The sequence below is a fragment of the Pseudothioclava nitratireducens genome (genome assembly GCF_029210495.1).
Taxonomy (GTDB): Bacteria; Pseudomonadota; Alphaproteobacteria; order Rhodobacterales; family Rhodobacteraceae; genus Pseudothioclava; species Pseudothioclava nitratireducens.
Genome location: NZ_JARGDK010000009.1, coordinates 51,405 through 70,193, shown reverse-complemented (window position 1 = coordinate 70,193; position 18,789 = coordinate 51,405). Strand labels below are relative to the sequence as shown.

General features: G+C 62.8%; 18 protein-coding genes and 1 tRNA gene. 7 read left to right on the top strand and 12 right to left on the bottom strand.

Annotated features, from left to right (window positions below; genetic code table 11):
* The first annotated feature begins 114 nt into the window (after positions 1 to 114).
* From P0X85_RS11425 to hemP, 3 genes are all read left to right on the top strand, one after another.
* On the top strand, positions 115 to 987 hold the full coding sequence (locus P0X85_RS11425; RefSeq protein WP_275813167.1) for a glycosyltransferase family protein: 873 nt from the start codon (positions 115 to 117) through the stop codon (positions 985 to 987).
* A 173-nt stretch (positions 988 to 1,160) separates the two neighbouring features.
* Entirely contained in the window at positions 1,161 to 1,322 is a 162-nt protein-coding gene (locus P0X85_RS11420) for a hypothetical protein (protein ID WP_275813164.1), read from the top strand.
* Positions 1,319 to 1,480, top strand: a complete 162-nt coding sequence (gene hemP / locus P0X85_RS11415; RefSeq protein ID WP_275813161.1) for a hemin uptake protein HemP — start codon at positions 1,319 to 1,321, stop codon at positions 1,478 to 1,480. Before P0X85_RS11420 ends, hemP begins: the two co-directional genes overlap by 4 nt.
* A 97-nt stretch (positions 1,481 to 1,577) precedes the next feature.
* Here hemP and P0X85_RS11410 read toward each other — a convergent pair.
* From P0X85_RS11410 to P0X85_RS11400, 3 genes are all read right to left on the bottom strand, one after another.
* Positions 1,578 to 1,651, bottom strand: a tRNA-Gly gene (locus P0X85_RS11410).
* 61 nt (positions 1,652 to 1,712) lie between these two features.
* The gene (locus P0X85_RS11405) at positions 1,713 to 2,021 is read right to left on the bottom strand and encodes a DnaJ family domain-containing protein (RefSeq protein ID WP_275813157.1); all 309 of its coding nucleotides are present in this window, start codon (positions 2,019 to 2,021) and stop codon (positions 1,713 to 1,715) included.
* 60 nt (positions 2,022 to 2,081) lie between these two features.
* A complete protein-coding gene (locus P0X85_RS11400; RefSeq protein ID WP_275813154.1) occupies positions 2,082 to 3,683 on the bottom strand; it encodes a bifunctional metallophosphatase/5'-nucleotidase in 1,602 nt (533 codons plus the stop codon).
* A gap of 174 nt (positions 3,684 to 3,857) precedes the next feature.
* On the opposite strand from P0X85_RS11400, the gene P0X85_RS11395 reads away from it, so the two are divergent.
* Genes P0X85_RS11395 through arsC form a run of 3 tightly spaced genes read left to right on the top strand, consistent with a single transcriptional unit; the run spans position 3,858 to position 5,583 of the window.
* Entirely contained in the window at positions 3,858 to 4,196 is a 339-nt protein-coding gene (locus tag P0X85_RS11395; protein ID WP_275813151.1) for a DUF952 domain-containing protein, read from the top strand.
* Positions 4,193 to 5,251 carry a quinone-dependent dihydroorotate dehydrogenase gene (locus tag P0X85_RS11390; protein WP_275813148.1) on the top strand — a complete coding sequence of 353 codons (1,059 nt, stop codon included), beginning with the start codon at positions 4,193 to 4,195 and terminating at the stop codon, positions 5,249 to 5,251. Before P0X85_RS11395 ends, P0X85_RS11390 begins: the two co-directional genes overlap by 4 nt.
* Positions 5,242 to 5,583 (top strand): arsenate reductase (glutaredoxin), encoded by a 342-nt coding sequence (arsC, locus tag P0X85_RS11385; RefSeq protein WP_275813145.1) that lies wholly within the window; start codon positions 5,242 to 5,244, stop codon positions 5,581 to 5,583. Before P0X85_RS11390 ends, arsC begins: the two co-directional genes overlap by 10 nt.
* Positions 5,584 to 5,654: 71 nt before the next feature.
* Here arsC and P0X85_RS11380 read toward each other — a convergent pair whose 3' ends face one another.
* The 8 genes from P0X85_RS11380 to acs all read right to left on the bottom strand — a co-directional run bounded on the left by P0X85_RS11380 (position 5,655) and on the right by acs (position 15,354).
* Positions 5,655 to 7,748 (bottom strand): 3'-5' exonuclease, encoded by a 2,094-nt coding sequence (locus P0X85_RS11380; protein WP_275813142.1) that lies wholly within the window; start codon positions 7,746 to 7,748, stop codon positions 5,655 to 5,657.
* Complete coding sequence (locus tag P0X85_RS11375) at positions 7,748 to 8,140, bottom strand: response regulator transcription factor (RefSeq protein WP_275813139.1); 393 nt, start codon at positions 8,138 to 8,140, stop codon at positions 7,748 to 7,750. The genes P0X85_RS11380 and P0X85_RS11375 overlap by 1 nt, the downstream gene beginning before the upstream one ends.
* Before the next feature lies 1 nt (position 8,141).
* Positions 8,142 to 8,675 carry a hypothetical protein gene (locus P0X85_RS11370; protein ID WP_275813136.1) on the bottom strand — a complete coding sequence of 178 codons (534 nt, stop codon included), beginning with the start codon at positions 8,673 to 8,675 and terminating at the stop codon, positions 8,142 to 8,144.
* A gap of 15 nt (positions 8,676 to 8,690) precedes the next feature.
* Complete coding sequence (locus P0X85_RS11365; protein WP_275813133.1) at positions 8,691 to 10,529, bottom strand: DUF294 nucleotidyltransferase-like domain-containing protein; 1,839 nt, start codon at positions 10,527 to 10,529, stop codon at positions 8,691 to 8,693.
* A 95-nt stretch (positions 10,530 to 10,624) separates the two neighbouring features.
* Positions 10,625 to 12,352, bottom strand: a complete 1,728-nt coding sequence (locus tag P0X85_RS11360) for a sodium:solute symporter family protein (protein ID WP_275813130.1) — start codon at positions 12,350 to 12,352, stop codon at positions 10,625 to 10,627.
* A 15-nt stretch (positions 12,353 to 12,367) separates the two neighbouring features.
* Positions 12,368 to 12,625, bottom strand: a complete 258-nt coding sequence (locus P0X85_RS11355; protein WP_275813126.1) for a DUF4212 domain-containing protein — start codon at positions 12,623 to 12,625, stop codon at positions 12,368 to 12,370.
* 62 nt (positions 12,626 to 12,687) lie between these two features.
* Entirely contained in the window at positions 12,688 to 13,380 is a 693-nt protein-coding gene (locus P0X85_RS11350) for an adenylate kinase (RefSeq protein WP_275813124.1), read from the bottom strand.
* Between the two features lie 3 nt (positions 13,381 to 13,383).
* Positions 13,384 to 15,354, bottom strand: coding sequence for an acetate--CoA ligase (gene acs / locus P0X85_RS11345; RefSeq protein ID WP_275813121.1), 1,971 nt, complete (start codon positions 15,352 to 15,354; stop codon positions 13,384 to 13,386).
* A gap of 414 nt (positions 15,355 to 15,768) precedes the next feature.
* Here acs and P0X85_RS11340 point away from each other — a divergent pair, with 414 nt between their 5' ends.
* Positions 15,769 to 16,260 carry a HugZ family pyridoxamine 5'-phosphate oxidase gene (locus P0X85_RS11340; RefSeq protein WP_275813086.1) on the top strand — a complete coding sequence of 164 codons (492 nt, stop codon included), beginning with the start codon at positions 15,769 to 15,771 and terminating at the stop codon, positions 16,258 to 16,260.
* A gap of 78 nt (positions 16,261 to 16,338) precedes the next feature.
* On the opposite strand, the gene P0X85_RS11335 is transcribed toward P0X85_RS11340, so the two are convergent.
* Complete coding sequence (locus P0X85_RS11335; RefSeq protein WP_275813083.1) at positions 16,339 to 18,630, bottom strand: glycosyl hydrolase family 28-related protein; 2,292 nt, start codon at positions 18,628 to 18,630, stop codon at positions 16,339 to 16,341.
* Positions 18,631 to 18,789 lie beyond the last annotated feature (159 nt).

The following is an 18,789-nucleotide window of genomic DNA, read 5'->3' as shown; positions in this document are numbered from 1 at the left end:
CTGCGAAAGCCGCCCACGCCGCAACCATTGCCGCGCGCAGGTCTTGCAATGGCACGCGCATTGGCCGATCCTGCGCCAAATCTGAGGCCCCACAGAGGGCGAACCGGGACAGGCATGGACTATCAATCTCTCGACGCGTTTCTGACCGAGGCCAAGGAGGTGCTTGCCCCCGGGCCGGTTGCGATGATCTTCGTCGAAGATCAGGTCGAGGTCGTCTCGACACTGCGCCACCATATGCGGGCGGGGTTCCCGACGGTGCTGGTGCTCGGGCCGCAAGACCTGTCACTGCCGCCCGAAATCGACCTGCGGGTCCACAAGATCCCCTATGACGCGCATCGCACGGATGCGGTGGCGCAAGCCGTCAACAAGGTCAACGAGGCCTGCGCGCCCGGCACATGGCTCTATTATTGTTTCAACGGCGAGTATCTGTTCTACCCGTTCTCCGAGACCCGCAATATCCGCGAATTGCTGACCTTCCACACCGAGGAACGGCGCAGCGCGATGCTGAGCTATGTCATTGACCTCTATGCGCCGGACCTCTCGAAGAACCCGAACGCGGTCAATCTCGACGAGGCGATGCTGGACCGCGCGGGCTATTACGCGCTGGCCCGCCCCGATCCGGCCAATGACAATCACCCCAAGGAACGCCAGCTCGATTTCCATGGCGGGTTGCGCTGGCGATTTGAGGAACATATCCCCGAGGCCCGGCGCAAGATCGACCGCATTGCGCTGTTCCGCGCCCGGCCCGGTCTCAGGCTGCGCCCCGATCACACGTTCAACGTCGAGGAATACAATACCTATTCCTGCCCGTGGCACCACAACCTGACGGCTGCGATCGTGTCCTTCCGCGTGGCCAAGGCGCTGAAATACAACCCCGGCTCGACCTATGACATCCACAGTTTCAAATGGCACAATTCAGTGCCGTTCGAATGGAGCAGCCAACAGCTCATGGATCTGGGGCTGATGGAGCCGGGTCAGTGGTTCTAAACCCTTTCAAGTCCCTTTGAGACCCCGCCGCATTCCGGCGGGGCTTCTCGTTGCGGGCAAAATTATTTCTGAGTAAAAAAATCAGGCTTTACAAATCCGATTCTTTCACTCAGATTATCCGCATCGCCAGTCACACCGACCAGCCGGACATTCAGACATTCAGGAGACCGAGGATGAAACGCGCCCCCTTCCCCGGCCCGGCCGACCGGGCCCCGATGACCAGACACAACGACCCGCTGCGCCTAGCCGATATCGTGCAGGCGCTCTGCGCGGGGCTGAGCCCCAGTGCCGAAGGGCTTGAGCAGATGCTTGACCGGATCGAGAGCGTGTCATGACCATCAATGCCGATTTTACTCAGGCCCTGTCGCAGGCCCTGCCCGCCCATGATGCCGAAACGCTGACCGAGGGTGGTCGACAGGCGCATATCCTGCTGCACGGTCAGGTCTACACGCTGCGCATCACCCGCGCGGGCAAGCTGATCTTGACGAAGTAATCCCTGCGGGCGGATCACCACAGACCGCCACGCGTCCCGAAGAGGGTCGGTTCGCCGGCCCTCTTTTCGTATCCCGACCCATGATCAAAGGAAATTCTGGAGCGGGTAGCGGGAATCGAACCCGCCCCATCAGCTTGGAAGGCTGAGGCGCTACCACTACACCATACCCGCGCTCTGCCCCTGATTTAGCCGCGCCTTACCGCCAGTGCAAGGGCGTATCGCCCGGCCCGGCTCAGCGGCGCCACGCCGCCCGCGCGATTTCGATGCGGGCTTCCATCATCGACATTTCCTTCATCAGATCATGCCGCTTGGTGCGATCCCCGGTCTCACGCAGCTCGGCGCGCAGTTTCTCGAGTTCGCGGGCCAGAAGGACGAATTCGGGCGTGCCGCCATTTTCCTTCACGATCCGGTTGAGCACCGCGTTTTCGGGATCATCGCAGGGGGGCAAAGGCTTGCCCGCGCCTTCGAGATTGTCAAAGGCGCCCTCGGCTTCCGCCTCGGCGATACGCTGGTTGATCAGGTCGATCAGCGGATGATCCATGGTATCCCCAATGAAAAGCCCCCGCCAGACTAGCGGGGGCCGATCCATTTCTCAAAGCGCTTACTTGCGGGTGATGCGCCCGTCGAGCGCGGGCGTGTAGGGCCCGACCTTGGCCATATACTCGGCGGTGACATCCGCGAGGTCCGGGCCGTAGTCATAGGCATTCATGCCCTCGGCATCGAACATCTTATAACCATCGCCACCCTGACGGACGTAGTTGTTGGTGACGACGCCGTAGACTTTCTCCGGGTCGATCGGCACCCACGCGCCGCCGTCCATCACCATCACTTCCGAAATCCGGCTGCCCGGCGCGGCGGTCGAGTCGAGCGTGTATTTCAGACCCGCCACTTGCGCGAAACGGCCAGCGCCGTCCTCAAGCTGGCTCGCGCCATTTTCCAGAGCCTTCACGACGGTCGAGCCTTTGGCTTCGAAGGTGGACAGCGTGTTCTGGAACGGCAGGACGGTGAGCACATCCCCCATCGAAACCTCGCCTGCCCCGATCGAGGCGCGCAGACCGCCACCGTTCTGGATCGCGATACTCACACCCTGTTCCTTAACGCGGTCGAGCATCGCCTCAGCCACGAGGTTCCCCATGGCGCATTCCACCTGACGGCATGTGTCGCGCGAGCCGTCGATATCGGCGGTAGCTTCGGCGACGATCTTGGCTTTCAGCTCCTCGATGGGCGCACCCATTTCGGCCACGCGCGCGGCGATTTCCGGGTCCGGGGTCACCGAGGCGTCAAGCACCAGCGTGTCGCCATCCGCGAATTTGAGATTGCCCGCGTCATCGAAAGTCAGTTCCAGATGGCCGAGATATTTCGAATAGGCATAGGCCTGCACGACAGGGACCATCTTGCCTTCGCCCTGATCGACCCAAGTCGGATAGGCGCCCGCACGGTTCGGATCGCTGGCCGAAAGATAGGTGTGCGAGTGCCCGCCCACGACGGCGTCGATCCCCGGCACCTGCGCCGCGATCTCCTGATCCTTGTTATAGCCGACATGGGTCAGCGCAATGATCTTGGTGACACCCTCTGCTTCGAGCGCGGCCACATCGGCCTTGAGGCTCTCGATTTCATCCTGGAACAGGACCGCCGGGCCCGGCGAAGAGGTCTCGACCGTATCGGTCGCAAGCACCGAGACCAGACCGATCTTCTCGCCACCGACCTCGAGCACGACATGATCGCGCACCTTTTCATTCAACAGGTTCGACTGCGACAGGTCGAGGTTGCCCGAAATCACCGGGAACTCCACCTTCTCGATCAGGCCGGCAAGACCCTCGGGACCATCGTCGAATTCATGGTTGCCGACCGCCATCGCGTCGAAGCCGATCTTCGACATGAACTCGGCCACTTCGGCGCCTTTGTAGGTCGAATAAAAGAGCGAGCCTTGGAACTGGTCGCCCGCATCGAGCACGATCACGTTCTCACCGGCGGCGGTCAATTCGCCGCGCAGTTCGTTGATCTTGGTGGCAACCCGCGCGATGCCGCCGAAGCACTTGCCCTCGGCCTCATCCTCGGCGCCGCAGGTCGAGTCGTATTTGTTGATCGACTCGATACGGCTGTGCAGGTCGTTGATATGCAGAACATGCAGCGTGTAATCGGCGGACGCGGCACCAGCGCTGAGCGCGAGGACGGCGGCGGACGCGAAATAGCGGGCGAGCATGGAAACCTCCGGTTCTTATTGGACTGCCGACAGCTTGCGGCCATTGGCGTGACGAGTCAAAGGGCTCGTGCGGGGCGCAGAGTGCAAGCCGCCCGTAACGGGCAGATGACGTTACGGCCCCTCTCGGCAAAAGGCGGGATTGACCATTTCGCAGGCACAGGGCAATGAGGCCTCATGCTGATCTACAAGATTTTCCGCCGCCCCGAATGGGATGCGTTCCGCGCGGCCGGACAGACCGCCGGCGCGCCGGTCGATCTGGCCGATGGCTATATCCATTTCTCGACCGCCGGGCAGGTCGCCGAAACGGCGGCCAAGCACTTCGCCACGGAAAGCGATCTCGTGCTGCTCGCCATTGACGCCGATCGCCTTGGCCCCGCCCTCAAATGGGAACCGTCGCGCGGCGGCGCGCTGTTCCCGCATCTCTACCGCAAGCTCGAACTCTCCGAGGTGGTCTGGGACAAATCCCTGCCGCTCGGCGCGTCCGGCCATATCTTTCCCGAGGCCCTGCTGTGAGCATTCTCGAACGCGCCGGGCTGGCGCTGTTTCACCAGATCGACCCCGAAACCGCCCACGGGCTTTCGCTCAAGGCGCTGCGCTCGGGACTGGTCTCGCTCCCGGGCCCGGTCACCGGGGCGCGGCTCAAATGTCAGCTTGCCGGGCTTGACCTGCCGAACCCGGTGGGGCTCGCGGCTGGTTTCGACAAAAATGCCGTCGCGCTTCCGCAACTGATGCGGGCAGGCTTCGGCTTTCTCGAGGTCGGCGCGGCCACGCCCCGCCCGCAAGAGGGTAATCCGCGTCCGCGCCTGTGGCGTCTCAAGGAAGATCGCGCCGCGATCAACCGGTTCGGCTTTAACAATGAAGGGATGGAGCCGATCACCCGCCGCCTCGCGGCGCGCCCGGCAGGCATCCCCGTAGGCCTCAACCTCGGGGCCAACAAGGACAGCGCCGACCGGGCCGCCGACTTCGCCCGTGTGCTCGCCCATGCCGGGCCGCATGTCGATTTCGCGACGGTGAATGTGTCTTCGCCCAATACCGAGAAGCTGCGCGATCTTCAGGGCCGCGCCGCACTTGAGGCGCTCTTGGCGGGCGTGATTGCCGCACGTGCGGAACTCGACCGACGCGTGCCGGTCTTCCTCAAGATCGCACCTGACCTGAGCACTGCAGAACTGGAAGAAATCGCCGAAGTCGCGCTGAGTTCGGGCATCGACGGTGTGATCACGACGAACACGACCCTCTCGCGCGAAGGTTTGAAATCTGCTCATCGCGACCAACAAGGCGGGCTGTCTGGCGCGCCTTTGTTCGAAAAGTCCACGCGCGTGCTGGCACAGATGTCGCACCTGACCGCCGGGAAACTGCCGCTGATCGGTGTGGGCGGCATTTCGAGCGCGGACCAAGCCTATGAGAAGATCCGCGCGGGCGCCTCCGCGGTGCAGCTTTACACGGCGATGGTCTATGGCGGTCTGTCACTGGCCGCAGAGATCGCGCGCGGCCTCGATGCGCTGCTGGCGCGTGACGGCTTCGCTTCGGTCTCCGAGGCCGTTGGAACCGGGCGCAGCACATGGCTTTGACGATCTGGCACAACCCGCGCTGCTCGAAATCACGTGCGACGCTCGCACTTCTGACCGAGCGGGGGCTTGCCCCCGAGGTGCGGCTCTATCTGGACATGCCGCCCACCCGGACGGAACTTGAAGAGACCCTGCGCAAACTCGGCCGCCCAGCCGCCGATCTGCTGCGCTGGGGCGAAAAAGACCGCCCCACCGCGCTGAGCAAAGACGCAAGCGACGCCGAAATCCTAGATGCACTCTGCGCCAATCCGCGACTGATCGAGCGTCCCGTGGTTCTGACGGACACGGTTGCCCGGATCGGGCGCCCGCCCGAAGCGGTTCTCGATATTCTCTGATTTCATCAGGCCCGAAATACGCCGGGGATGAATGGCCAAACGCCAGAGAGGGCAGCGCGCCCCGCCCTGACTCAGTCGTTCAGGTCGCGGATCAACCGCCCATGCTTGCGCACCTCGGCCACCACCTCGCCAAAGGTCGTGAGACCGCGTGCCCGCAAGGCTGGCAACAGCTTTAGGAACGCATCCGCGGTTGCCACCGTATCTCCGATGGCCGTGTGGCGCGCCTCTTCGGGGATGGTGATCCCCAGCCGGTGGGTCAGCGCGTCGAGGCTGTGGGTCTCGGATTGCCCAAACACCACGGCGGACAACAGCACCGTATCAAGCGTCGGATTGTCGAAATTCTCGCCAATCAACAACTCCTTGCGACGCAGAAACTCCATGTCGAAAGGCGCGTTATGCGCCACCAGAACCGCGCCTTCGACGAATTTATGGAAGCGCCGCCCGACCTCGACGATATCCGGGGCGCCCTCGACCATCGCATCGGAAATCCCGTGCACGGCGGTTGAGGCGGGGGGGATCTTGCGCCCGGGATTGACCAGGGTGTCGAAAATCTCGGTCTCGACCCGACGCCCGTTCACGATCCGCACGGCAGCGATCTGCACGATCTCATCGCCCTCGGTCGGCAGAAGCCCCGTGGTCTCGGTGTCGAAAACGACATAGGTCAGGTCTTCGAGCTTGCTATCGACGATCTCGGCCTCGCGCGCCTTGGCCAGCAGGTCGAAATCATAGACCACCGCGCGCGGCACCGGGGCCGGGCGCGAGGTCACAAGCCGCGCCTCACGCAGCGGCAGACAGAGACGTCCGCGCCCATCCGGCAAAGGTTCGGGCCACAGCTCCGAGGCATGGCTGGTCAGCACCCGCCGCCCGGTCACATCCGGCATCCCGGTATCGAGCGGTTCCTCGAGCCAGCGTTCCAGCTCGGACACACCAACAGGCGCACCGACCCATTCGATAGCGATCAGCGCCCCGGCGCCATCCTCGGTGATCTCAAGCCGGATATCCTTGCGCCCGGTGAGATGCCCGACCAGTTTCGCCAGAAGCGCAACCATCTCGAACCCCTCGCAGCGCAGCATCAGCGCCGCCGTCACCGAGAGAATCTCGCCGCCCTCCGCCGCCACCCGCGCGCGCACAGCATCGCCCAGATCGGACGCCCGGATCATCGCCAGCGGCCACCAATCGGCACGGTTCTGCTCGTGGCGCTCAAAGAGCGTGTGGATCGCCTCGGCCAGATGGCGCGCTTCTGAGCGGGCCGCGACACGCACGCGATCACGCTCTGGCCCGGTTGGACCATTATCGTCGGTGAGCACGCCCGTGAGCGATTGCAGCGCCGCCGCCGGGCGGCGGATACGGTCGAACAGCTCATCCATCAACTGCTCACGCTGCGCATGTGCCCGCATATCGCCCGACACGTCGCGCAGCGTCAGCACATAGCCCGGACGCTTCGCCAGATGGTGATCCTCGCCCTCCGACAAGAGCCGCATCCGCGCGGCCAGCACCTTGCCGTCGGCTTTGGTCGCACAGAGGAGATCCGAGGCCGCGTCGGGATCTTCGATCTCCATCAGCCGCTGATAGGCATGCGCAATGGGCTGTTGGTGCAAGTAGTCGAAGACCCGCCGGTCAAGGCCGGGCGCGTGGCTGCTGCCCAACAGGTCAACCGCCTGTCCGTTGTAGAACACAAGCTGATGGTCCGCGGAGCACAGCAGCACCCCCACGGGCACGTCCGACAGCAACGCCTCGAGGCGCTCCTTCTCGGCGGCCAGACGCGACGTTTCGCGCTGCACGGCCTCGGTCAGTGCCGACCGGGTTTCAGCGAGGTGCTGTGTCACGGCGGCCGCAGCCGGGGCCAGATCGCCCAGATAGCGCGCCGCCTGCTGGTCCAGTTCCCCCTCGATCTCGGCATGGGTCCGCGCCCGCATCACGCCCGCAAGACGTTCGATCGGTTTCGAGACATTCTCGTCGAACAGGAACCAGACCCCGGCAATCAGGCCGAGGATGACAAACCCTGCGACCGTGCCGCCGATGATGAAGGCATTGAGCACCGACGGATCGCCCAGACGCTCATAGCCATAGAAAAGCCCCGCGACGAGCGCCGCGATATTGCCTGCCGCGAGAGCCGCGAAGAACAGGAACACCCTTATTCTCAGGCTCAACCGCGTCAGATCCATCACGCGCCCTCCCGGTCCAGTATCCGGTGAAGTTCTTCGCGCAACTCCTTCAATTCGAAGGGTTTCGCGATGAAGCCATCCGCCCCGAGCGCAAGCCCCTTGCGCCGTTCCATCGCGGAGCCGCGCGCGGTCATCATCAGGATCTTCACATCCGCCAGACCCTCATCCGCCCGCACTTCCTGACAGATTTCATAGCCCGACACTTCGGGCAGCATGACATCGAGGAGCACCAGATCGGGGTGCAATTCACGGATCTTGTCGAGCGCGCCCGCCCCGGTCGCAATCCGGTCATGCTCAAAGCCTTCGCGGCTCATCAGATAGTCGAGCGCGATCGCAATATTGTCCTCATCCTCCACGATCAGGACGCGATGCTTTCTCCCCCCATCGGCCATCTTACCCTCCGTTACATGCCACACGCAGAGCGGCGTCATCGCGCTCCAGCGGCAACCAGTCTCCTCCGCGCAACGCCCCGGTGGCGTCGAGTTCGGTTCCGTCGATCAGATCCGCCCGCGCATTGGCGAGGCAGTCGAAAGCGACCGGAACCGCACGCACCGGCGCCCAGCGTTGCACAAGCAGCAACTCGCCCCGAACCAGCGTCGCCGAGCCGCCCGGATGGGTCAGCCCATTCCGGTCGATCGCCATGAAGCGCGTGGTGATCGGCGCGACATAGGTCCAGGGCCGCCACCAGGAGCTTTCGCCCGCCGACATAATGACCTCGACTCCCTCATTCAGATTGGCGCGGGTCTTGGGATACCAGTCGTATTCCGCGTAGATCGTATAGCCCAGCATGGCGAGACCCGCCGCCGCCGGCATCACCCATTTCGGCAGCCTGGAGCCGGTCACTTTCCGCACCGCATGGTTCGCCGCATAGACGATCGCCACGGCCAGAAAACCGGCTGCCAGCATCGAAATGAAGTCGTTGATCATCGGCGGTCTGGTCCTTTAGCTGACGGAGCCTTTGCCATGTCCGATCGCGGATTGCATCGTGCGCACCACCACGAAGGCGTCGCGCAGGTGCGAGCGCTCGAAATCGCTCAGATCGGAAGGGGCAAGGAAATTATCGGGTTTGCGGCCCGAGCGGACGAGATGCGCCTGGTTCTCAAGCCGCATCGTCGCAATCAGGTCATAGGCTTCGATCAGGTCGCGCGCGCCCGAGGCCGAGATGACGCCGGCCTCTTCGGCGGCGTGCAGCCGGGCGCGCGTATTGACCTCGGTCAGTCGTCCCTTGAGGGCATAGACGCGCGCAAGATCGGCCACCGGCACGACACCGTTATGCTTCATGTCGATATGGTTGCGATGCTCGCCCGAGCGGATCGTCGCAAAGCCACGCAGCAGCCCGAGCGGCGGAGCATGCTTGAGCGAGTTCGACACCATATGCGCCACGAAGATCGAGTTCTGCGCGGCTTTGTCCAGCGTTTCCGCCTGAAGGTCCTGGAACAGATGCGCGCCCGGCCCGCCGATGGCGCGCAGGTCGAACATCACCGAGGCGAGCATCTGTGCCTCGGGGTTAGGCTTATTGATCCAGCCGTCGAAATACTTGCGCCAGACGCGCACCGGCTGGCACCAGCGCTCGGCGGTGGCCATCATGTCGCCGGGACAATAGATATAGCCGCACGCGTTGAGCCCGTCCGAAACGAATTTCGCCAGCTGGCGGAAATACTCCATATCGTCGGGCGTCACCGCATCGTCGAGGATCAGGCAGTTGTCCTGATCCGACACACCGGTCTGTTCCTGCCGCCCCTGTGAGCCACAGGCCAGCCACAGATACGCCACGGGCGGCGCGCGAAGTTGCTCTTCGGCCATCCGCAACAGGCGTCGTGTCACTGCATCGGCGATGTCGGTGATCAGCCGTGTGACGACCTCATGGCTTTGGTGCCCGCCGACGAGCTGCACCAGAAGCTGCGGAATCTGTGCGGTCACCCGCGCCATGTCTGCAATGGAGGTCGACGAGGCGATATCGCGGATCAGAACCGCCGAGGACACGGCCTGGAACCGGGTCAGGTCGGTCTGGGTGATCATGCCGGCAAAACGCCCGTGATCGACGATCGGCAGGTGCCCGATCTTGCGCTCGAGCATGATGTGCAGAATATCCGAGCCAAGCGCATCAGGCGGCAGCGAGATCGGGTCCGGGGTCATCACCGTTGCCACCGGGGTCTCGGGCGCCATACCGCCGGCGAGAACCTTGTTCGACATATCCCGCACGGTGATGACGCCGCGCAACGCGCCCGCGCCGTTCTCTTCGCTGGTAACCCCGAGCGAGGACACCCGAGCGTCCCGCATGATCTGCGCCGCTTGCTGCACCGTCGTTTCGGGCGTGCAGGAGAGCGGCTTGCGCGCCAACAGGTCCGAGACCTTCATCGTCGCAATATCATTCTTGCGCGGTTCGACGCGGCGCGAGCGGTCGAAGAACCGCTTGAAGCTTGGCGCGGTCTCGAGCAGGCGCAGGAATTCATTGGAGGGAAGTTCGAGGAGCACGCTGTCCTCGGCGGTGACCGCATTGGTCAGCGCGAGCCCTTCGCGCATCAGGCCACGCTCACCGAAGGAGTTGCGCGGCCCGAGGATCGAGACGAGCGCCCCGTTCTCATCGGTGATTTCGACGCCGCCTGCCTTCACAAGATAGAGGCCTTCGAGCGGTTCGTTCAGGCGGTAAACCGCCTCGCCTTTGGCAAGCACCCTGCGGCTGAAGAAACCGGCGACCCGCACCAATTCGTCCCGCGTCAGGGTATCGTAGGGATGGACGCCTTCGAGAAAAGCGATAACTGGCTGAAGATCCGCGCCCATGACCTGCTCCGAAACTGATGGAGGCGCCCAACGCCGTCGGGCGCCTCCGGCATTAAGTGTTCGGGCAGAGCTTAACACTCCGCCCGAAGCGTGACTCAGTGGTCAACTGCCGCACCAGCACCACGCGGGATGCGGATCGACTCGACCAGTTCCTGGATTTCTTCCGGGGTGTCTTCGGTTGCACCGGAGACCACATAGGCCACGACGAAGTTCACCAGAGCACCGATCGCGCCGAACGAGGTCGACTTGATCGAGAACAGCAGCGGATCGCTATCCGAGAAGGACGCGGTGTCTGCGATGAAGAACCAGCCTTTGTGCAGGAAGATGTAGACGATCGTCACCACCAGACCGGCCAGCATGCCAGCCACGGCGCCCTTGTTGTTGATGCGCTTCGAGAAGATGCCCATCATCAGTGCCGGGAAGATCGACGCGGCTGCCAGACCGAAGGCGAGTGCCACGGTTTGCGCCGCGAAGCCGGGCGGGTTCAGACCCAGGTAGGTCGCAACAGCGATTGCCACGGCCATCGCGATACGCGCCGAGAGCAGTTCGCCTTTTTCCGAGATGTTCGGATTGATCTGCGACTTGATGAGGTCGTGAGACACGGCCGACGAGATCGCCATCAGAAGACCCGCTGCGGTCGAGAGCGCGGCGGCAAGACCACCCGCGGCGACCAGAGCGATAACCCAGCCCGGCAGGTTCGCGATTTCCGGGTTCGCCAGCGTGATGATGTCACGGTTCACGGTGAACTCGTTCGCGTTCGCATCAGCCACATACTGGATGAGGCCGTCGCCGTTCTTGTCTTCGAAGGTCAGCAGACCGGTTTTTTCCCAGTTCTTCACCCAATCCGGACGCGCTTCGTAAGCGAGCGGAGCCGCTTGCGTGCCTTCCGGGTAGACGGTGTTGATCAGGTTCATGCGCGCCATGGCCGCCACTGCCGGAGCGGTGAGGTAGAGCAGCGCGATGAAGACCAGCGCCCAGCCAGCCGACGAACGTGCGTCCTTCACGGTCGGAACGGTGAAGAAGCGAACGATCACGTGCGGCAGACCCGCGGTCCCGATCATCAGCGAGACGGTGAACAGGAACATGTTCAGCGTGGTGTCTTTCTGATCGGTGTAGGAGCCGAAGCCGAGGTCGTTCATCAGACCGTTCAGGGTCGTCAGGATCGGCTCGCCGGTTGCTTTCGCATCCGAGAACAGGCCGAGCGGCGGCAGCGGGTTACCCGTCAGTTGCAGCGAAATGAAGATCGCCGGGATGGTGTAGGCGATGATCAGAACGACGTACTGCGCAACCTGCGTGTAGGTGATGCCTTTCATGCCGCCAAGAACGGCATAGGCGAACACGATCGCAGCACCGATGTAGAGGCCGGTCGCGTTATCCACTTCGAGGAAGCGCGAGAAGGCCACGCCCACGCCGGTCATCTGACCGATAACGTAGGTCACCGACGCAACGATGAGGCAGATAACAGCCACGGTACGGGCGGTCTGCGAGTAGAAACGGTCGCCGATGAATTCCGGAACCGTGAACTTGCCGAACTTGCGCAGGTAAGGCGCGAGAAGCATGGCGAGCAGCACGTAGCCACCGGTCCAACCCATCAGGTAGGCCGAGGTGTCGTAGCCACCGAACGCGATGATCCCGGCCATCGAGATGAACGACGCGGCCGACATCCAGTCTGCGCCGGTCGCCATACCGTTGACGATGGGGTTAACGCCGCGACCAGCGGCATAGAACTCTGCGGTCGAACCCGCGCGGGCCCAGATCGCGATGCCGATGTAGAGCGCGAAAGTCGCGCCGACCACCAGCAGGTTGAGGGTAAACTGATCCATTGTCCCTGCTCTCCCTTACTCTTCCACGCCGTGTTCTTTGTCCAGTTTGTTCATCCGCGCGGCATAGGCGAAGATGAGAACCAGGAACACGAGGATCGAGCCTTGCTGGGCAAACCAGAAGCCCAGATCAGTGCCGCCGATACCAATGCCTGCGAGCATCGGACGAAGCAGGATGCCAAAGCCAAAGGAACACACGAACCAGATGACCAGGAAAACCTGGATCGTCTTGATGTTCGCTTTCCAGTAGGCGTTGGACGAAGATTTGTCCGCCATGAGCGTAACTCCCTGTTGTTATCCTCCAGACGGGCCCCTCACAGGCCCGCCCCTCCCCAAAATCAAGCCGAAACGCGTCTTACGATCGACCCAAGACCCGAAGCGATCTCGTCGATGGAACCCATCGCGTCGATCGTTTCGAGAACGCCGAGCTGCCCGTAATGGGCGATCAGCGGAGCCGTCTGGGCGTGGTAGGCTTCCAGCCGCGCACGCGCCGTCTCGGCATTATCGTCGGCACGACGCTTGAACTCCGTGCCGCCGCATTTGTCACAAGTGCCCGCAACGGCGGGCTGCTTGAATTCATCATGATAGCCTTCGCCGCAGGCCGCGCAGGTGTAGCGGCCCGAGACGCGCTTGATCATCGCCTCGTCATCGACCTCAAGGCTGATCGCGGCCGTGACCGCCTGACCCTGATCGGCCAGCAGAGCATCGAGCGATGCCGCCTGACCCGCAGTGCGCGGGAAGCCGTCGAGGATCACGCCATTGGCGGTGTCGGGCTCGGCCATGCGGTCCTTGAGGATCGCGAGCACGATCTCGTCCGAGACGAGACCGCCCGCCTCCATGACCGCTTTCGCCGCGAGACCAGCCTCGGTGCCCGCCGCGACGGCGGCCCGAAGCAGGTCCCCCGTCGAAAGCTGCACCAGACCGAACTGCTCTTCGAGCATCCGGGCCTGCGTGCCCTTCCCGGCGCCCGGAGGACCGAGAAGGATCAGAACCGCCGATTTGGTGGCTACGGTGTTATCTGCCGTGCTCATCACTCAGCCCCGGTTCATACGGTTTTCGATAAGCTCTTCGACGACCGACGGATCGGCCAGCGTCGAGATGTCGCCCAGCGCGCCGAAATCGTTCTCGGCGATCTTGCGCAGGATGCGGCGCATGATCTTGCCCGAGCGGGTTTTCGGAAGGCCCGGCGCCCACTGGATGCAGTCGGGCTTCGCGATCGGACCGATCTCGGTGCGGACCCATTTCTCCAGCTCTTTGCGCAGATCGTCGGAGGGCTCCACATCATTCATCAGGGTGACATAGGCGTAGATGCCTTGCCCCTTGAGTTCATGCGGGAAGCCAACCACGGCAGCTTCTGCGACCGCTGCGTGAGCGACGAGCGCGGATTCGACTTCCGCAGTGCCCATGCGGTGGCCCGACACGTTGATCACGTCATCGACGCGGCCAGTGATCCAGTAGTAGCCGTCCTTGTCGCGGCGGCAGCCGTCACCGGTGAAGTAATAGCCGCGATATTGCGAGAAATAGGCTTCCTGGAAGCGCTCGTGATCGCCCCAGAGCGTGCGCATCTGGCCCGGCCAGCTGTCGGAGATGCAGAGCACGCCTTCGGCCTCGGTCTCGTCCTGACGCACGGCGGTCTGCGGGTCGAGGACGACCGGCTTCACGCCGAAGAACGGGCGCGTTGCCGAACCCGGCTTCGTGGGGGTCGCGCCCGGAAGCGGGGTGAGCATGTGGCCGCCGGTCTCGGTCTGCCAGAAGGTGTCGACGATCGGGCATTTGCCCTTGCCAACGAACTTGTCATACCAGGCCCAGGCTTCGGGGTTGATCGGCTCGCCGACCGAACCCAGCACGCGCAGCGAGCTCAGGTCGTATTTCTCGACCCATTCCGGACCCTGACCCATCAGCGAGCGGATCGCGGTGGGGGCGGTGTAGAACTGGTTGACCTTGTGCTTTTCACAGACTTCCCAGAAGCGGCCCGCATCCGGGAAGGTCGGAACGCCTTCGAACATGATCGTGGTCGCGCCGTTGGCGAGCGGGCCATAGACGATGTAGCTGTGGCCGGTGACCCAGCCCACATCCGCCGTGCACCAGAACACGTCGCCGTCTTGGTAGTCGAAGGTGTATTGATGCGTCATCGACGCGTAGACGAGGTAGCCGCCGGTCGAGTGGACAACGCCCTTCGGCTTGCCGGTCGAACCCGAGGTATAAAGGATGAACAGCGGATCTTCGGCGTTCATCGGGCGCGGCGGGCATTCGGGGCTCGCATGCTCCATCAGGTATTTCAGGTCGACGTCACGGCCTTGGACCCAAGAGGTCTGGTCGCCGGTGTGCTTGACCACGAGGCAGCGCACCTTGTCCGAGCAGTGCAGAAGGGCGGCGTCGGTATTGGCCTTGAGCGGCGTGCGACGGCCACCGCGCGGTGCGGTGTCGGCGGTGATCACCACCTTGGCGCCGCAATCGTTGATCCGGTTGGCCAGCGCGTCCGGCGAGAAGCCCGCGAAGACGATCGAGTGGATCGCGCCGATGCGGGCACAGGCCAGCATGGCATAGGCGGCTTCCGGAATCATCGGAAGGTAGATCACCACGCGGTCACCGCGCATTACGCCCTGCGAGAGCAGAACGTTGGCCATGCGGTTCACTTTTTCCGCGAGTTCACGATACGTGATGTGCTGCGCCGGGTCCTTGGGATCGTCGGGCTCGAAGATGATCGCGGTCTGGTCGCCACGGGTTGCCAGATGGCGGTCGATGCAGTTGTAGGACGCGTTCAGCACGCCATCCTCAAACCACTTGATCGAGACGTGACCAAAGGTGAAATCGGTGTTCTTCACCTTGGTGTAGGGCGTGATCCAGTCGAGGCGCTTGCCCTCACGGCCCCAGAACTCCTCCGGGTTCGTGACCGATTCCTGATACATCGAACGGTATTTCGCGGTATCTGCGTGAGCGTTTTCAAAACCTGCCGGAATCTCTTTGATTTCGGGCACGACGCTCGCCTGTTCCTGAGTGGCCATGTGGCAACCTCCCTAGAATTCCTCACGCGACCGTTTCCAGTCGCTCCCTGCCCCCGGGGAACCGGAGACGCTCTACCCCGACGCCATTGTAAACCAGAATTTAATCTCCATGTAACCCCCCATGTGTATTGATTTTTTCTGTTAAGTTTTTGACACAGGTAGCGATAACGTTGTAAACTTTTTTCGGGCGGACATTATTTTGACATGATCTTTCAAGCGCTTGCCTGTTCACAAGCTGGTGAAGAGCGGCGCAGCATTTTTCTTGACCTTTAAATCAAGATTTACGCCGCGCCGCAGCATCTCATTGCCAGCACCCTGACGGGACGACACCACGAACTCGAATCGAGCGGTTGACGCGCCCGGCACCGCGTCGCAGCGTTGGCGCATTACACAATGGTCCGAAGGTGCAGTTCCATGACCCAGCCCATCAACCCGATACGCGATCTCGATCCCGAGGCCCGTGCGCTTGCGCATGATCTGATCGCAGGCGCTCGCCATGCGAGCCTTGGCACCATCGATCCTGATACAGGCTTTCCCATGGTGACACGGATTGCGTTCGGCACCGATCCGAACGGGGACCTTTATACCTTCGTCTCTGGCCTCTCGGTACATAGCAGCGCCCTACGCGCCGACCCACGCGCGAGCCTGCTGATCGGAGAGCCCGGCGCAAAAGGGGACCCACTCACGCATCCCCGACTCTCGCTGCGCGCCAACGCAACCCTGATCCCCCCAAGCGCCCCCCGCACCGGAGCGCTGCGAGCATGGTGGCTGGCGAGCCATCCGAAGTCCAAGATCTACATCGACCTGCCGGATTTCTTTTTTGTCCGTTTCGAGCCGCAAGACGCGATGCTCAACGGCGGGTTCGCCCGCGCCTATCGGCTTGAAGCCGAGGACCTGCGCGCATGACAAAGCGGGCGCCCTGAGGCGCCCGCATCCGCCCCATTCCGGGGCACCGGCCCGCAACAGAGGGCGCGATCATTTCGCTCAGTTCGGGTTGTCCATCCGCACCTTGAGATGCACCCGCCCCTTCGCGGCTTCGGGCCAATGCACGGTTACGTTCTGCGAGACCGGCCCCTGCTCGACATTGATGAAGGGCATTGCCGTGACGCGCTGACCACCTGCTCCGGTGATCATCCCTTCGGCCACGAGGCTCTCGACATTGCGCGCCCAGCCACCGAAAGGCAGATACGGACCCGGCTCAGCCGTCCAGGTGCTCTGGGCAGTGTTCTGCTCGACTTCGAGGAACACAGGGTTCGATACCACCTCCCGCACGGCGTTGAACATATTGCCCTGAACTTCGATATTGCGCATCCGGCCGTTGTCGAGGGCAGCGAAGGTCGTATCGACCTTCTCGATCCGATCCACCATCGCGTTGAGCGATTTGAACACGTTCCCCGAAATGGTCAGCCCGTGAATGAAATGCCCTGCCCCATAGGGCTTGACCGAGAACCAGGTGAACCAGGGCGCGACGTTGATGCAGACAAAGGTGTTTCCGGTCACCGTCAGCCCCCCGAAGGAGTACTGATTGCCGAAATCGGGCTCTGCCGAATGTTCGTTGGTCCACTCGATCACCGAGTTGTCGATATAGTTGCCGGTCACCGCCGACTGCACGTTGGTCTGGGTGAACACCAGACCCGCAACGCGGACGCCATTGGTCTCTTCATCGCCCTGGAACCAATGGTTGCCCACGATGAGATGCCCCGACCCGTTCAGCACGAAGGTCGTCCCGAACCGCACGAAGCGCGAGTCGCGAATCTTGCTGTCATTGGCGTTGACATTCATCACGATCGACGTGCGGTCCTGCGCAGGCACCAGCATCTCGTTCGAAAGGAACTGGCAGCGGTCCACCAGAATGTCCTGACAGCCGCGCCCGATCGAGGTGATGACACGGTCCTTCGGCCGCACGACATAGGAGTCGCGGATCTGGAACATCTGCCCGTCGGGCGGAAGCATGATGCAGCTCGCCGCGCCGTTGCACAGGAATTCCACATCGTCGATGTTAAACCGGTCGAGTTTCGCCATCCCCGAGAAGTCGAGCACATATTTGAACCGTCGGAAGGTAAAGGTCCGCGTTCCCGAACCGCCATAAAGCGGCTGCGACAGCGTAAGCGTCCCCGCCCCCACGTTCTTCGCCTTCACATAGACCTCGCGTCCGACGCCCGCTCCGGTGACAAGCGCACCCACCTCGATATTGGCGATATTGGCGACATTGGTCAGCTGCGTCTGTTGAGCCGTCGAATAGGTCGCCTGGGAGGTGACCACGGCGTCATCCCAAGTCGGCCCTTCGATCACGTTGATCTGGCCATTGCGCAGCACGCGACGGTTGGAGAATGAGCTCAGGTCGGGCGCGATATCCTTGATGACGATCGGTTCGGACACCTCCACCCGCCGCCCCTTAAGGTCGAGCGCATTGTGATCGGTATAGCCAAACAGCGCCTGAAGCGCCTTCTTGAAGCCCAGAAGCTCATCCCCGAAGGCTTCGGCATAGGTCGGGAAGTCGTAACTTGCCAGCAAAGACAGACGCGCCGCGGTCGGCATGACCAGCGTCCCCTCAAAACGGATCGGCGACTGGATCGCGAGAGAGGCCCCAAGATAATATTGCCCGGCGGGTACAAGGATCTGCCGCCCGTTCGCTGCGGCATCTGCCGCCTGGAACGCCGCCGTGTCATCGGTGCTGCCATCGCCCAGCGCGCCGAAATCCTTCACATCGACCCAATCCATCATGTCGCGCAGGAAGGCCGAGGTGATATCCTCGATCTCGATATTCTCGATGCGCACCGTTCCGCCATTGGCGCCGGTCAGATCAAGCCCGAAATGCCCATAAATCGGCGTGCGCCCCCAGGGCATATCGACCCCGCCGCGGCTGCCCGTCCCAACGATTCCCGTCACTTCGACGACCGAACCATAGGTTTGCAGCGCGACCGTATCCCCGACCTCGGTCAGCCCCGCGACATGAGTGCCATTCGCTGCGCAAGCATAGCCCGCGACCCGCACTTCCGGCAGGTTCCCCGAGATCGCCTTTACGCGCGCCTTGATCCGCAGATAGCAGCCCGGAATGATCGGGGTCTGCCCCATATAGCGCAGCTTCTGCACATTCCGCGTCTTGATCAGTTCAAGGCAGTTGCCAAAATCCGCATCCGCCGTTGCAATCGCCGCATTCGGCGCGCCGTCATAGGTATCCGAACCCGGCGTGCCATCTTCGCTCGACCACACGTCCAGCCCCAGTTCGAATGCGGGCGGGGTCAGCACCAGCCCATCGGTAATCGCCTTGTTCATCCAAGAAATCCTCTCGTGGTGTTCCGGCCCGCCTGAGGATCACGGCGCAAAGCAAGGCCGGGCGCGAACTGAGGCCCGCGCGACCGCTTCAAGCGACATGTCTCATGCTGGGAGTGCCGCGGCGGCGCCTTGCCTCCGCATGACAAGAACTAGCCCGAA

Excerpts from the sequence above, each read along its gene's own strand:
- P0X85_RS11425 (WP_275813167.1), top strand. The coding sequence starts at position 115 with ATGGACTATCAATCTCTCGACGCGTTTCTGACCGAGGCCAAGGAGGTG.
- P0X85_RS11420 (WP_275813164.1), top strand. The coding sequence starts at position 1,161 with ATGAAACGCGCCCCCTTCCCCGGCCCGGCCGACCGGGCCCCGATGACC.
- hemP (WP_275813161.1), top strand. The coding sequence starts at position 1,319 with ATGACCATCAATGCCGATTTTACTCAGGCCCTGTCGCAGGCCCTGCCC.
- P0X85_RS11405 (WP_275813157.1), bottom strand. The coding sequence starts at position 2,021 with ATGGATCATCCGCTGATCGACCTGATCAACCAGCGTATCGCCGAGGCG.
- P0X85_RS11400 (WP_275813154.1), bottom strand. The coding sequence starts at position 3,683 with ATGCTCGCCCGCTATTTCGCGTCCGCCGCCGTCCTCGCGCTCAGCGCT.
- P0X85_RS11395 (WP_275813151.1), top strand. The coding sequence starts at position 3,858 with ATGCTGATCTACAAGATTTTCCGCCGCCCCGAATGGGATGCGTTCCGC.
- arsC (WP_275813145.1), top strand. The coding sequence starts at position 5,242 with ATGGCTTTGACGATCTGGCACAACCCGCGCTGCTCGAAATCACGTGCG.
- P0X85_RS11380 (WP_275813142.1), bottom strand. The coding sequence starts at position 7,748 with ATGGATCTGACGCGGTTGAGCCTGAGAATAAGGGTGTTCCTGTTCTTC.
- P0X85_RS11375 (WP_275813139.1), bottom strand. The coding sequence starts at position 8,140 with ATGGCCGATGGGGGGAGAAAGCATCGCGTCCTGATCGTGGAGGATGAG.
- P0X85_RS11370 (WP_275813136.1), bottom strand. The coding sequence starts at position 8,675 with ATGATCAACGACTTCATTTCGATGCTGGCAGCCGGTTTTCTGGCCGTG.
- P0X85_RS11365 (WP_275813133.1), bottom strand. The coding sequence starts at position 10,529 with ATGGGCGCGGATCTTCAGCCAGTTATCGCTTTTCTCGAAGGCGTCCAT.
- P0X85_RS11360 (WP_275813130.1), bottom strand. The coding sequence starts at position 12,352 with ATGGATCAGTTTACCCTCAACCTGCTGGTGGTCGGCGCGACTTTCGCG.
- P0X85_RS11355 (WP_275813126.1), bottom strand. The coding sequence starts at position 12,625 with ATGGCGGACAAATCTTCGTCCAACGCCTACTGGAAAGCGAACATCAAG.
- P0X85_RS11350 (WP_275813124.1), bottom strand. The coding sequence starts at position 13,380 with ATGAGCACGGCAGATAACACCGTAGCCACCAAATCGGCGGTTCTGATC.
- acs (WP_275813121.1), bottom strand. The coding sequence starts at position 15,354 with ATGGCCACTCAGGAACAGGCGAGCGTCGTGCCCGAAATCAAAGAGATT.
- P0X85_RS11340 (WP_275813086.1), top strand. The coding sequence starts at position 15,769 with ATGACCCAGCCCATCAACCCGATACGCGATCTCGATCCCGAGGCCCGT.
- P0X85_RS11335 (WP_275813083.1), bottom strand. The coding sequence starts at position 18,630 with ATGAACAAGGCGATTACCGATGGGCTGGTGCTGACCCCGCCCGCATTC.